The organism is Paraburkholderia sp. RL17-368-BIF-A (assembly GCF_046054045.1).
Taxonomy (GTDB): Bacteria; Pseudomonadota; Gammaproteobacteria; order Burkholderiales; family Burkholderiaceae; genus Paraburkholderia; species Paraburkholderia graminis.
The window spans coordinates 172,636-184,833 of the sequence record NZ_JARESN010000009.1; the positions used below are offsets into that span (position 1 = coordinate 172,636).

Here is a 12,198-nt window from a genome sequence, read left to right on the forward strand (position 1 = left end):
GCTCAGCAGGGCTCGGGCACGGAAGGCGAGGCGGCCTCGCATTGCGCCGCGGTCTCGCCGCGATCGCGGTTTTCGCCGAGCCGCGCGAGCGCCCATTCACGGAAGGCTTCCACTTTCTTCGTGCGTGCCTTGTCGGTCGGCGACGAAACGAAATACGCGGAATTCGACGGCACACGCACGTCGAACGGCGCCACGAGTTTGCCGCTCGCCAGATCGCCGTTCACGAGCGGCGTGCGGCCGATTGCAATACCAACGCCGTCCACGGCCGCCGCGAGCGACGTGAGCTGCAAATGGAAAACGGATTCGCCGGCGAATTCCACGGGCTCATGCACGGCTGCTTCGAGCCACGCGGGCCAATCGTCCTGGTACATCGAATAAAAGTACGTGCGAATCTGCCGCATGCGTGCGAGCACTTCCGCGACCGATCCGAACTTGCCGGCTTCTTCGAGCACCGCGGGCGAGCACACGGGAAAAAATTCCTCGCCATGCAGACGGTCGGAGCGCGCCGACGCCCAGCGCCCGGAGCCGTAACGGATCGCGACGTCGTAGCTGTTGCGATCGAACTCGTTGAACGTCGAACTGGTTGCGACGTGCACGGTGATGTCCGGATGAGCACGCTGGAATTCGGGCAGCGCGGGGATCAGGCATTTGACTGCGTAGGTGGGCAGGCACGTCACCGTGAGCACGGTGCTGGGTTTTTTCTTGCGCGCGTGCGCCGTGGCGATGGACAGCAGATTGATCGCCTCATGCACCGAATCGAGATACTCGCGTGCCGCCGGCGTGAGTGTGAGCACGTTTCGGCGCCGCACGAAAAGCTTGACTTCGAGCCGGTCTTCGAGCGTCTTGATCTGGTGGCTGATGGCCGTCTGCGTCAACTCGAGTTCCTGTGCCGCGCGGGTGAAGCTCAAATGCCGCGAGGCAGCTTCGAATGCGAGCAGGCTCTGAAGCGAAGGGATATAGGGTCTCATCTGTTGTCAGCGCAATGCAGGAACGCCTGGGTAGTGGATCTTAGCGGGTTTCATCGGCGCGCGAGGCGCCTCGCACGGGCGCGGGAATACGTGTCGGCGGCCCTGCGGAAAGCCGCCCTGCGGAGAGCCGCCCCGCGGAAGGCCGCCCCGCGGAAAGCCGCACCGATGCCTGGATGATCGGCTGGTTACGGACCCCGAGGAAATGAAACTTTTTCATGCAGGCATGAGAAAAGTTAGTTTGCGCGCGTGGAAAGCGCTCATGCACTCTTGGTCCGGTCGAGCGAAGCGTCGTCTATCGGCGCACATTAATCAATCGTTACAAACCCGGAACGTCAATGTGCCGGGCCGCGCGCGAAGAACCGAAACGTTGGGCAGTCAGGCCCGTTCACGCGCGGATAGGGAGAGAACAACAGTGGATATCGATGTGCTGGAAAATCCGTTTCTTGCCAGCCTCGGCTTGTCGCGCACGGCCTGGCGCGATGGCTATGCGGAGTTTCGCCTGAACTTGCAGCCCGAATTGCTGAACCGGCAACGCGTGCTGCAAGGCGGCGTGGTGGCGACGCTGCTCGATGCGGCCTGCGGTTATGCGGGGCTTTATAGCGCCGATCCGCTTCGGCCGATACACGCGGTGACGCTGTCGCTGACGCTCAACTTCCTCGATAAGGGAGTGGGCGAGACCTTGATCGGCAAGGGCTTTCTCGAGCGCAAGGGGCGGTCGGTTTATTTCGCGCGCGGCGAGGCGTGGATCGATTCGAAGACGCTGATCGCCACCGCGCAGGGCACCTTCAAATATGCGGGCGGTTACGGCAGGCGCGAGCCGTCGAGCGCCCCGCCTGGCGAACTCGACTGAACTTAACTTTACTTAACTGACCTGCGGCGGGCCGCAGCGCCGCGGTCACTTCGTCACGATCGCATTCGCACGATCGCATTCGCGACCATCGCATGAATCCTTCTCATCCCTGTCATGAAGGATGGTCGTTTGCGTGTGCCGCCGCATTGCCTCATTGTGGCGATCAACAAGTGAAGCGGCGCCACGTGACGACGGCGTTCGCAATCCCGCATACGAATACGAATACAAATTGCCAAACTATCGGAGACACACGACGTGACAGACAGCTCGACTTCCCATCCGCTCGATCTGCGGGCATGGCTCGACGAGGCGCGCGCGCTCGGCGAACTGACCGACGTTTCGGGCGCGCACTGGAATCTGGAACTCGGCGCGATCAGCGAGTTGAACGTGAAGAAGGAGCGGCCCGCCGCGCTGCTTTTCGACGATATCCCCGACTATCCGCAAGGACATCGCGTGCTGACATGCAGCACCGCGAGCCCGGCGCGATTGTCGTCGATCCTGCGCGTCGGACATCAGCCGACGCACCGCGCGCTGGTCGAGACATTGCGCGGCAAGCCGAAGCAATGGCAGGCGCATGCGCACGAATACGACCCGGTCACAGCGGCGAGCGGCCCCGTATTCGACAACGTGCAGACCGGCGGCGACGTCGATCTCTTTTCGTTTCCCGCGCCGCTGTGGCATGAGAAAGACGGCGGCCGTTATATCGGCACCGGCTGCATGGTGGTGACGAAAGATCTCGACTCGGAGTGGATCAATGTCGGCACGTACCGCGTGATGATTCACGACCGCAACCATGTGGGCCTCGACATGATTCCAGGCAAGCACGGCGCGATCCAGTACGACAAGCACATGAAGGCGGGCAAGCCGTTTCCGGTGGCGATCGTAATCGGCTGCGATCCGCTCGGCTACCTGATTTCAGGCATCGAAGTGCCGTTCGGCATGTGCGAGTACAACTATATCGGCGCGATCCTGAAGAAGCCGGTCTCGGTGGTGAAAGGGCAGTTGACGGATCTGCCGTTCCCGAGCGCATCGGAGATCGTGATCGAAGGCTATGCGCATCCGGGCGACGTCAGGATCGAAGGGCCGTTCGGCGAATTCCACGGCTATTACCCCGGCAAGGCGGAGACCGCGCCGGTGGTGACCATCGAGCGCATCTACTATCGCAACAACCCGATCATCATGGGCAGCCCGCCCGCGAAGCCGCCGAACGACTACTCGTATTCGAAGGCCGTGATGCGCTCGGCGTTGCTCGTCGATGCGCTTCAGGCGGCCGGCGTGCCCGATGTCGCCGGCGTGTGGGCGCATGAGATCGGCGGCGCGCGCATGTTCAACGTGGTGTCGATCCGTCAGCGCTATGCGGGACACGCGCGGCAGGCGGGACACATTCTCAGCCAGTGCGGCGTGGGCGCATACATGTCGCGCTATTCGATCGTGGTCGACGAGGACATCGATCCGGCGAATCTTCAGGAGGTGATGTGGGCAGTCGCGACGCGTACCGATCCGGACATCGATATCGACATCGTCAAACGCGGCATGGGGTCGAAGAACGATCCGATGTCGATTGCGAATCCGTACAAGGCGCCGTTCAACTCGAAGGCGATTATCGACGCGTGCCGTCCGTTCGATTTTCTCGCGGAGTTTCCGCAGGTTGCCGAGGCGAGCAAGGAACTGCAGGACAAGACGCGCGCGAAATGGGAACACATTCTCGGCTGACGGACGACAAGGAGAGTTGCACATGGAACTGACAGGCGAACAGATTTTGCCGCTGCCGCGCGAACGCGTATGGGCCGCATTGAACGACCCCGAAATCCTCAAGGCTTCGGTGCCCGGCTGCGAGTCGTTCGAACGCGTCGACGACAACCAGTTTCAGATGGTGATGGCTGCAAGCGTCGGCCCGATCAAGGCGCGCTTCAAAGGCAAGATGGTGCTGACTGATTTACAACCGCCGCAGTCGTATTCGATGACGTTCGAAGGATCGGGCGGCGCGGCGGGCTTCGGCAAGGGCGGCGCGCACGTCGATCTGCTTGCCGACAACGGCGGCACGCGGCTCGTGTACCGCTCGCATGCGCAGGTTGGGGGGCGTCTCGCGCAAGTGGGCGCGAGACTGATCGACGGCGTCGCGCGAAAAATGGCCGAGGACTTTTTTGGGCGCTTCACGGCGGCTGTGATTGGGCCGCAGCAGACGGCGGAAGATGAAGCACGCCCGGCGACCGCTTCTGCCGACCCTCACCCAGGCACGCTCGCCACTTCGCAGACAGCGGCAGGCACGAGCGCAAGAAACTGGACGTGGGCACTGGGCGTGGTGGTCGTCCTTGCGCTCGTCGCGGTGTACGCATTGCATTGATAACAACGACGGGATGCGTGAACGACGTATCGGGCGCCGCAGCCCGAACGCCGCTCGGGTCACCCGCAACAGGAGACGACGATGCAGGATGGCAATACGCTACAGGGCGCAGTCACACGCGACGACACGCAGACGGCGGCCGTCGAAGCGGCTGTCGACGCTGCAAGCGCGGCGCTGATTCGCCGGATAGAGAGCGTGCCGTTTTCGCGCTGGCATACGAAGGCGCGGATCATCGTCGGCAGCGCGACGTTCTTCGATGCGTTCGACGCGCTCTCGATCGCCTTCGTGCTTCCGGTGCTGATCGGTCTGTGGCATATCGAGCCGCTCGAGATCGGCGTGCTGATCGGCGCGAGCTACATCGGTCAATTCATCGGCGCGCTGACGTTCGGCTGGTACGCGGAACGGCGCGGCCGAATTCGCAGCGTGACGATCGCCATTGCGATCATGTCCGTGATGAGCATGGGCTGTGCGCTAAGCGGCAGTTTCGCGGTGCTGCTGGTGTGCAGATTCATTCAGGGAATCGGCGTGGGCGGTGAAATGCCGGTCGCGGCGACGTACATCAGCGAGTTGTCCAACGCTCACGGCCGCGGCAAATATTTTCTGCTATACGAACTGATTTTCCCGGTCGGTTTGATGGCGACCGGACAGATCGGCGCATGGCTCGTGCCGCTCATCGGCTGGAAGATCATGTTCTGGATCGGCGCGGTGCCTGGGCTTCTGATCGCGCTGCTGATCGCGCGCTTGCCCGAATCGCCGCGCTGGCTGATTTCCAAAGGACGATTCGACGAAGCGGAAGCCGTGATCCGCGACATGGAAGCGAGCACGGATCGCCGCATCGAACCCGGCCGGCGCCAGCAGCCGAACAAAGGCGTGATGAATGCGCGCGCGGGCTGGCGCGAACTGCTTTCGCCGTTCTATCGCGGCCGCACGCTCGTCGTGTGGGTGCTGTGGGCGACCGCGTTTTTCATCGCGAACAGTTTGAACAACTGGCTGCCGACCTTGTATCGCTCGGTTTATCACCTGCCGCTGCAAACCGCGCTGCGAGCCGCGTCGATGACCAACGTCGCACAAGTCGCGCTGCTGCTGATCTGCGCGTATGTGATCGATCGCGTTGGCCGCCGCAACTGGACGGTGTCCGCTTTCTGTCTGGCGGCGATTCTGTTCGCATGCCTCGGGCTCTTTGCCGCGCACGACGTATGGAGCGCAATGGTGCTCGGCACGCTGAGTTATGGACTGATCGGTTCGATCGCGGCGGTGCTGTACCTGTACACGCCCGAGGTTTATCCCACCAGAATGCGCGCGACGAGCACCGGGCTCGCCACTTCCTGGCTGCGTCTTGCGTCCGCGGTCGGACCGTCGCTTGCGGGACTGCTGCTGCATAAGCGGGGCATCGGCTCGGTGTTTGTGATGTTCGCCGTGGTGGCGGTGGTCGGCGCGATTTGCGCACTCAGAATGACAGAGACGCGCGAACGAAGCCTCGAGGAAATCGCGCCGTGACAAGGCTGCGGGTTGCGATAAGCGCGCTCACTCATTAGCGAAATACGCTGGCAACCTGAAGCCGTCATAGAAGCGGTTGCCGCGAATCGCCTGCTGAAACTCCACCGACCGATACGCGTCGACGATGTCCTGCGTCGCGCGCGCATTGCGGTTGCCGGCCTTCACGACGACCTGGTTGATATACGGCGGCGTCATCTCTTCCAGCGCGAGCGCATCGGCCAGTTTGTGGCCGCTGAAAATAGCGAAATTGCCCTGAATCGCGGCGTAATCCACATCGTCGAGCGCGCGCGGCGCTTGCGCCGATTCCAGCGGAACAATCTTGATGCCGGCCGGATTGGCGATCACGTCGCGCTCGGTGACGTCGACGGGATTCGGGTTCGGCTTGATCCTGATCCAGCCGATGCGCTGCAGAATCTTCAGCGCGCGTTCGAGATTCACCGGATCGTTCGGCACCGCGACGCGCGCGCCGGGTTTCACTTCAGCCAGCGTTCGGTGCTTCTTCGAATAGAGACCCATCGGCGGCGTCGGCACCTGCACCACGCCGACGAGGTCGGTCCCGTTGCGCTCGTTATACGACTTCAGATAGACCTCGTGCTGCATCACGTCGGCGACAATCTCGCCGCGATATACGGCCTGATTTGCTTCGAGCCCTGTACTGAACTCGACGTACTTGATCGCATAGCCTTTCTTGCGCAGTTGCGGTTCGACACCCGCTTTGAATTCGTCCGCGTAAGGACCAGGCACGAAGCCGACGCGCAATTCCTGCGCGGTGTTCTTGCCATCGGCGGCATGCGCGCTAATGGACGTTAGCGCGGTGAGAGCGCTGAGCGTGGTGGCGAGCAGCAGCGCGCCGGCTGCGCGTTTTTTGAAGGGTGACGGGATAGTGATTGTTCGGAACATGACGATGAAAGTAGTGGCGATCGCACCGGCAACCGTGCAGCGTTGCTAGAGAACTTTGAATTCGAAGCAGTAGATCACGCGCCGTTTCGAACGCCAAACAACTAATTCTGCTTATCAATTGCCAGTTCTCGCTCGCAATGCAAGCCGCGATAAGCGTGCCGGGAAATTGCAATTTAAAGTCTCGCTGAATTTCAAATGCACGGAGCAATCCGTAGCAAACCCGACTTCGATGTTTGTCTCCCGCATTTCGCGATCCTAAGATTGGACCCCTTTCAGCCGATGATGTTAACCACGACAACAAGGGGTAAAGATGAAACGAGTCGCTCTCACCAGCGCCGCCGGTCTGCTTGCAATCACTCCACTCGCCGCTCACGCGGAAAGCTCGGTCACGTTGTACGGGCTCGTGGATGCGGGCATCACCTACACGAACAATCAGAAGGGCGCGAGCAACTTCCAGCAGACGAGCGGCAAGCTCAGCGGCAGCCGATGGGGCCTCAAAGGCAACGAGGATCTGGGCGACGGCTGGAAGGCCGTGTTCACGATCGAGGGCGGCTTCCGTCCCAACGACGGTACGCTGGCTCAGGGCGGCCGCGAGTTCGGACGGCAGGCGTTTGTCGGCGTCCAGAAAACCGGCATCGGCACATTGACGCTTGGACGCCAGTACGAGCCGCTCGCCGATCTCGCTGCGCAATACACGGGCTCCGGTTTCTGGTCGCCGTCGACCCACATCGGCGATAACGACAATCTGAACCAGACTTTCCGCGTCAATAACGCCGTCAAGTTCCGCAGCGACACGATTGCCGGATTCACGGTGGACGGGCTGTATGCGTTCAGCAATCAGGCCAGCGGCGGCAGCGGAACAGGCTTCGGCAACAACCGCGCATGGGGCATCTCGGCGAACTACGTCAATGGACCGTTGTCGATCGGCGGCGGCTACGTAGTGCTGAATCACCCGGATACGACGTCGAATACGAGCGGTGCGGTCGGCGGCGCGTCGACCACGAGCGGCGACGATTACAGCGGCGCGTTCTTCTACGGATTGAACGGCGGCGTGGTGCGCCAGCAGATAGCCGTGGCGGGCACCAACTACGCATTCGGCCGCGCGACGGTCGGCTTTGCATGGAGTCACACGCAGCTCGACTACAACGACGGCTCGTCGCGCAAGTTCAACAACTACGATCTGAATGCACGCTACCTGTTCACGCCTGCGCTGACGCTGATCGGCGTCTACACCTATACCGATGGCCGCGCGACGAATCTGCCGGGAACCAGTGGCGCAAATCTGAAGCCGCGCTGGCATCAGTTCACGCTCGGTGTCGACTATGCATTGTCGAAGCGCACCGACGTGTACCTGTCCGGCGTGTATCAGCTTGCCGTCGGCGATGCATCGACGCGGGTCGGCTCGGGCTACCGCACCATCGCGGCGATTGCCGATGCCGGCACGGCTTCGTCGACGAACCGTCAGGTCGCCGTGCTTTCAGGCTTGCGCGTGAAGTTCTGACCGGAGGCCGCGACGGCATGGCGCATGCATGCCGTCGTGGCTTATACGCGATACGTGATACGTGATTGAGTTGCTGAGTCGTTTCAGCCGCGCGCCGCTTCGGCGGCTTCGCGCGTGTTGCCGTGCTGAAGCCCGCGCGCCAGCAAACGAACCGACGCGATGCGTTGCGCCGCGTCCGTCACCGGATTATCGATGATGAATTCATCCACGCCATAGCGGTCCTGCAGTTCACTGAGCGCATCGTGCACCGCGTCGGACGTGCCATGCACGATGTGGTTCTCGCGTTCGTCGATGCGATGAGCGCCGCCGCCTGCCTGACGAACGAACTCTTCGGCCTGCGCGATGCTGCCCACCGTGACCGGCTGCTGGTCGCCGACCTGTACGCGAAAACGCCGCGTGTCCGATGCGAGCCGCGCTGCTTCGTCGGCGCTTTCTGCTGCTATGACGGAGAGAGCCAGCAATGCCTTGCGTCCGTTCGATGCCGCGCGATAGCGCTCCAACGCGCGCTCGATCTCGTCCGGCGCGCCGTTGATGTGAGCCGCGTACACGAAGTCCCAGCCAAGCCGCGCCGCGAGCGCCGCGCTCTCGACGCTTGCTCCGAGCAGAAAAGGGCGCGCAGGCGAAGGCGGCAGCGGCGTGGCTCGCAGCACGGAACCGAACTGCTCGTCGCCGTCGGCAGCATCGTGTTCGCGATTCGCGGCGAGAGCATCGGCGAGATAGCGGTCCAGTTCCAATGCGAGCGCGGCGAAATCGGGCTTGTGCGCAGGGTCGCGCGCCGATTGCAGCGCGCGCGTGGAAAGCGGCAAACCGCCAGGCGCCTTGCCGATGCCGAGATCGACGCGACCGGGCGCGAGCGAGGCCAGCAGATTGAAATTTTCGGCGACCTTGTAGGGACTGTAATGCTGCAGCATCACGCCGCCCGAACCGACACGTATGCGATTGGTGCGTGCAAGGATATAAGCGATCAGGATTTCCGGCGAAGGGCAGGCGAGCTGACTCGTGTTGTGATGTTCGGCGAACCAATAGCGCCGGTATCCCCATGACTCCGCATGGCGCGCCAGTTCGACCGTGCGCCTGAGCGCCTCGGTCGGCGTTTCGCCTCGTGCGATCGGGCTCTTGTCCAGCAGGCTTAAAGCGTAGGCGGTCATGTGAGGTTCTGGAAGTACGGCATATATCGACCGTGCGCGGCGCGACGAGCCGATCATTAGTACGGCGATGGTATTTCTCCGTGAACGGCGCGGTCAAACAATCTAGAAGAATAAGTAAAGGCAAAAAGATTTGTTCGATGCGAAGACGCCGGCCGATGTTTAATGAGGCCAACGCCTCGAATTGCCGGCACTTTCCTGAGAACTGTCATATGCACCTGAATCCAATCGTCAGCGAGGTCGACTTCGACCTGGCCGGCCGGCACACCGGTTATCTGCGTCTGCCGCACTCCGTGCATCGTTCCGCATACGGCTGGCTGCCGTTCCCCGTCGTGTCGATACGAAACGGCAGCGGGCCTGTCGTGCTCGTGATGGCCGGCAATCACGGCGACGAATACGAAGGACAAATTCTCGCCGCGCAACTCGCGCGCGAGATCGATCCGGCCCATCTAACGGGACAAATCATCGTGTTGCCGGCCGCGAATGCGCCCGCGGTCGAGCAGGGTCTACGGACTTCGCCGATAGACGACGGCAATCTCAATCGCGCGTTTCCCGGCGACCCGCGAGGCTCGCCCACGCAGATCGTCGCGCATTACATCGAGCATGAATTGCTGGCGCGTGCCGACTATCTGATCGATCTGCATTCGGGCGGCAGTTCACTGCTCTATCACGGCGGCAACATGCTCGCGATCGAGCCGCGCGACGAGGCCGGGAAAGCGCGGCTAATCGACTTGCTGAATGCCTTCGGTTTGCCGAACGCATTCATTCATCGCGAGAACCCCGTGCATGCGGCAGCGGCGGCGCGGCGTCAAGGCGCGGTGTCCATCACGACCGAACTCGGCGGTGCGGGCACGGTCAGCTCCGCGCTGATTCGCGAAGCGGGCCAGGGGCTGCTGCATTTCCTCGGGCACGTCGGTTTGCTGCATGGCCCGCTCGTCCCCGAATCGCCGCCTGCAAGCGTGCGTTTCAGACGCGTCGCCGGTGCGCGGCACTACGTTTATGCCTACGACAGCGGCGTTTACGAGCCGCTTGTCGAACTCGGCGACCGGGTAAGTCAGGGGCAACCCGCTGCGCGAATCCATTTCCCCGATACGCCGTGGCGCGAGCCGGTGATTCGCCATTTCGACAGCGACGGAGAAGTCGTTTGCAAGCGCGTGCCCGCGTTGGTCCGAAGAGGCGATTGTCTGTTTCACCTTGCAGAGGACGATCCAACGTTCTTTACGCAGCTCGCGCGCTGACGATGTTCTATTGACGGATACGCTGCGCGAATAACGCAATGCGATGCGCGAGCAATCGAACGGACAACAAAAAACGTTCGCCGCAGCGGCACCATATTCATATACCAATTGCTTGTTTAGCCGTCGAACGACTGCGCGCTATCGTGTGAATTCCACAAGACGAGCCGGCGCGTTCCGGTCGATCATCATGAGCTTTAGCGTTGTCGATACCAGTCCGCTCGATCCGCTTGCCCAACCTCTGCTAAGCGCATTGCAGCGCGAATATACGACGCGTTACGCATCGTTTCACAAGGACAACGGCGAGTCGGCCGCGCAGGAAATCGCGCGTTATCCGGCCGAGGCGTTCGCTCCGCCGGAGGGCGCATTCATTCTGCTGCTGCGGGACGGCGCGGCGATCGGCGGCGGCGCGTTCAAGCGCTACGACGCGCGCACCGCGGAACTCAAACGTGTCTGGACACGCGACGATGTGCGCCGTCAGGGCCTCGCGCGCCGCGTCGTGCAGGAACTAGAACAGCGTGCGCTCGCCCAGGGTTATACGCGCGTTTATCTGACCACCGGGTTTCGGCAGCCCGAAGCCTGGGCGTTGTATGCGAATAGCGGCTACGCCAGCCTGTTCGATACGTCGTTGCCTCCCGAGGTGCATGTTCATCTGCGCTACGGGAAGGACCTGCTCGATCCGGGCCGCATCGATACCCTCGAAGACCTTCGCGCGAAACAAACCGATCTCGCGATCCGCTAAGCCCACCTGACATTCCAACGGAACACATGACGATGAGATTGCGCGCGCATCTTGCAACGCTTCTATTGGCGAGCATGGCCGGCATGACGGCCGGCAGTGCCCCGGCGCTCGCGGCGGCGCCGGGTTTCGATTTGAGCCCGGCGCAACAGAACCGCCTTCGCGGCGCGGAGGACCCGGCCGCCATCAAGGCCATACCTTCGAACTTCGCTTTTGTCGCGAAGAATGCGTTGACGGTGGGCATCGTCGTGGGTCATCCGCCGATCAGCACCTATGCGAGCGACGCGAGAACGGTAGTCGGATTCGACCCGGACCTCGCGCAACTGATTGCGGACAGTCTCGGCAAGCATCTGAATGTCGTGATTCTCGCGTGGCCGGACTGGCCGCTGGCCCTTGCGTCCGGCAAGGTCGACGCGGTGATTTCCAACGTCACGGTGACGGAAGAGCGCAAGGCGAAGTTCGACTTCTCGACCTACCGGCAGGATCAGATCGGCTTCTATGTGAGGACCGATAGTCCGATCAGGCAGATCGCCGAGCCGAAAGATATCGCCGGCCTGCGGATCATCACCGACGCCGGGACCAATCAGGAAAAGATCCTGCTCGAGTGGGACCGGCAGAACGTTGCGCGTGGGCTCAAGCCGGTTTCCGTGCAGTACTACGACGACGATGCGGTGAGGTCCGTGGCGTTGCAGTCGGGGCGCGCGGACGCGATCTTGAGCGTGAATGCCGCGCTTGCCTACGATGCCGCGAGACAAGGCAAGACGCGCCAGGTCGGCACCTTGAGCGGCGGCTGGCCGCGCACGGCGGAGGTCGCGGTGACGTCGCGCAAGGGCAGCGGTCTTGCCGAGCCGCTCACCATCGCGCTGAACAACCTGATCCAGAACGGACAGTATCGCTCGGTGCTCGCGCGCTGGCATCTCGAGTCCGAAGCGATCGCGAAGGCGGCGACCAATCCGCCGGGCTTGCCGAAGTCGTGACGCGGCGGTCGAAAACGCATCACCGGCTTCGATCTTTCCTTC

At 62.3% G+C, this 12,198-nt stretch carries 11 protein-coding genes; 8 read left to right on the forward strand and 3 right to left on the reverse strand.

Annotation, left to right across the window (positions count from 1 at the left end; genetic code table 11):
• Window positions 1-2 precede the first annotated feature (2 nt).
• Window positions 3-968, reverse strand: coding sequence for a LysR substrate-binding domain-containing protein (locus P0D87_RS17725; RefSeq protein WP_006049804.1), 966 nt, complete (start codon window positions 966-968; stop codon window positions 3-5).
• A 412-nt stretch (window positions 969-1,380) separates the two neighbouring features.
• Between P0D87_RS17725 and P0D87_RS17730 the strand changes: the two genes are divergently transcribed.
• The 4 genes from P0D87_RS17730 to P0D87_RS17745 all read left to right on the forward strand — a co-directional run bounded on the left by P0D87_RS17730 (window position 1,381) and on the right by P0D87_RS17745 (window position 5,659).
• Complete coding sequence (locus P0D87_RS17730) at window positions 1,381-1,818, forward strand: PaaI family thioesterase (RefSeq protein WP_029970240.1); 438 nt, start codon at window positions 1,381-1,383, stop codon at window positions 1,816-1,818.
• Window positions 1,819-2,073: 255 nt separating this feature from the next.
• On the forward strand, window positions 2,074-3,531 hold the full coding sequence (locus P0D87_RS17735) for a UbiD family decarboxylase (protein WP_053860163.1): 1,458 nt from the start codon (window positions 2,074-2,076) through the stop codon (window positions 3,529-3,531).
• A 22-nt stretch (window positions 3,532-3,553) separates the two neighbouring features.
• Window positions 3,554-4,162 carry an SRPBCC family protein gene (locus tag P0D87_RS17740; RefSeq protein WP_053860164.1) on the forward strand — a complete coding sequence of 203 codons (609 nt, stop codon included), beginning with the start codon at window positions 3,554-3,556 and terminating at the stop codon, window positions 4,160-4,162.
• A gap of 81 nt (window positions 4,163-4,243) precedes the next feature.
• Window positions 4,244-5,659 (forward strand): MFS transporter, encoded by a 1,416-nt coding sequence (locus P0D87_RS17745; protein ID WP_053860165.1) that lies wholly within the window; start codon window positions 4,244-4,246, stop codon window positions 5,657-5,659.
• Between the two features lie 27 nt (window positions 5,660-5,686).
• On the opposite strand, the gene P0D87_RS17750 is transcribed toward P0D87_RS17745, so the two are convergent.
• On the reverse strand, window positions 5,687-6,559 hold the full coding sequence (locus P0D87_RS17750) for a MetQ/NlpA family ABC transporter substrate-binding protein (protein WP_053860166.1): 873 nt from the start codon (window positions 6,557-6,559) through the stop codon (window positions 5,687-5,689).
• A gap of 310 nt (window positions 6,560-6,869) precedes the next feature.
• On the opposite strand from P0D87_RS17750, the gene P0D87_RS17755 reads away from it, so the two are divergent.
• The gene (locus tag P0D87_RS17755) at window positions 6,870-8,060 is read left to right on the forward strand and encodes a porin (RefSeq protein ID WP_053860167.1); all 1,191 of its coding nucleotides are present in this window, start codon (window positions 6,870-6,872) and stop codon (window positions 8,058-8,060) included.
• Window positions 8,061-8,143: 83 nt separating this feature from the next.
• Here the strand turns inward: P0D87_RS17755 and P0D87_RS17760 are convergent, their stop codons facing one another.
• On the reverse strand, window positions 8,144-9,208 hold the full coding sequence (locus P0D87_RS17760; protein ID WP_408636975.1) for an LLM class flavin-dependent oxidoreductase: 1,065 nt from the start codon (window positions 9,206-9,208) through the stop codon (window positions 8,144-8,146).
• A gap of 209 nt (window positions 9,209-9,417) precedes the next feature.
• On the opposite strand from P0D87_RS17760, the gene P0D87_RS17765 reads away from it, so the two are divergent.
• The 3 genes from P0D87_RS17765 to P0D87_RS17775 all read left to right on the forward strand — a co-directional run bounded on the left by P0D87_RS17765 (window position 9,418) and on the right by P0D87_RS17775 (window position 12,156).
• The gene (locus P0D87_RS17765) at window positions 9,418-10,443 is read left to right on the forward strand and encodes a succinylglutamate desuccinylase/aspartoacylase family protein (protein ID WP_053860168.1); all 1,026 of its coding nucleotides are present in this window, start codon (window positions 9,418-9,420) and stop codon (window positions 10,441-10,443) included.
• Between the two features lie 187 nt (window positions 10,444-10,630).
• Window positions 10,631-11,182 (forward strand): GNAT family N-acetyltransferase, encoded by a 552-nt coding sequence (locus P0D87_RS17770; RefSeq protein ID WP_053860833.1) that lies wholly within the window; start codon window positions 10,631-10,633, stop codon window positions 11,180-11,182.
• A gap of 32 nt (window positions 11,183-11,214) precedes the next feature.
• Complete coding sequence (locus tag P0D87_RS17775) at window positions 11,215-12,156, forward strand: ABC transporter substrate-binding protein (RefSeq protein ID WP_053860834.1); 942 nt, start codon at window positions 11,215-11,217, stop codon at window positions 12,154-12,156.
• Window positions 12,157-12,198 lie beyond the last annotated feature (42 nt).

What these genes read in the sequence shown, in the direction of transcription:
- P0D87_RS17725 (WP_006049804.1), bottom strand. Translation starts at nt 968, where the DNA reads ATGAGACCCTATATCCCTTCGCTTCAGAGCCTGCTCGCATTCGAAGCT.
- P0D87_RS17740 (WP_053860164.1), top strand. Translation starts at nt 3,554, where the DNA reads ATGGAACTGACAGGCGAACAGATTTTGCCGCTGCCGCGCGAACGCGTA.
- P0D87_RS17745 (WP_053860165.1), top strand. Translation starts at nt 4,244, where the DNA reads ATGCAGGATGGCAATACGCTACAGGGCGCAGTCACACGCGACGACACG.
- P0D87_RS17750 (WP_053860166.1), bottom strand. Translation starts at nt 6,559, where the DNA reads ATGTTCCGAACAATCACTATCCCGTCACCCTTCAAAAAACGCGCAGCC.
- P0D87_RS17755 (WP_053860167.1), top strand. Translation starts at nt 6,870, where the DNA reads ATGAAACGAGTCGCTCTCACCAGCGCCGCCGGTCTGCTTGCAATCACT.
- P0D87_RS17760 (WP_408636975.1), bottom strand. Translation starts at nt 9,208, where the DNA reads ATGACCGCCTACGCTTTAAGCCTGCTGGACAAGAGCCCGATCGCACGA.
- P0D87_RS17765 (WP_053860168.1), top strand. Translation starts at nt 9,418, where the DNA reads ATGCACCTGAATCCAATCGTCAGCGAGGTCGACTTCGACCTGGCCGGC.
- P0D87_RS17770 (WP_053860833.1), top strand. Translation starts at nt 10,631, where the DNA reads ATGAGCTTTAGCGTTGTCGATACCAGTCCGCTCGATCCGCTTGCCCAA.
- P0D87_RS17775 (WP_053860834.1), top strand. Translation starts at nt 11,215, where the DNA reads ATGAGATTGCGCGCGCATCTTGCAACGCTTCTATTGGCGAGCATGGCC.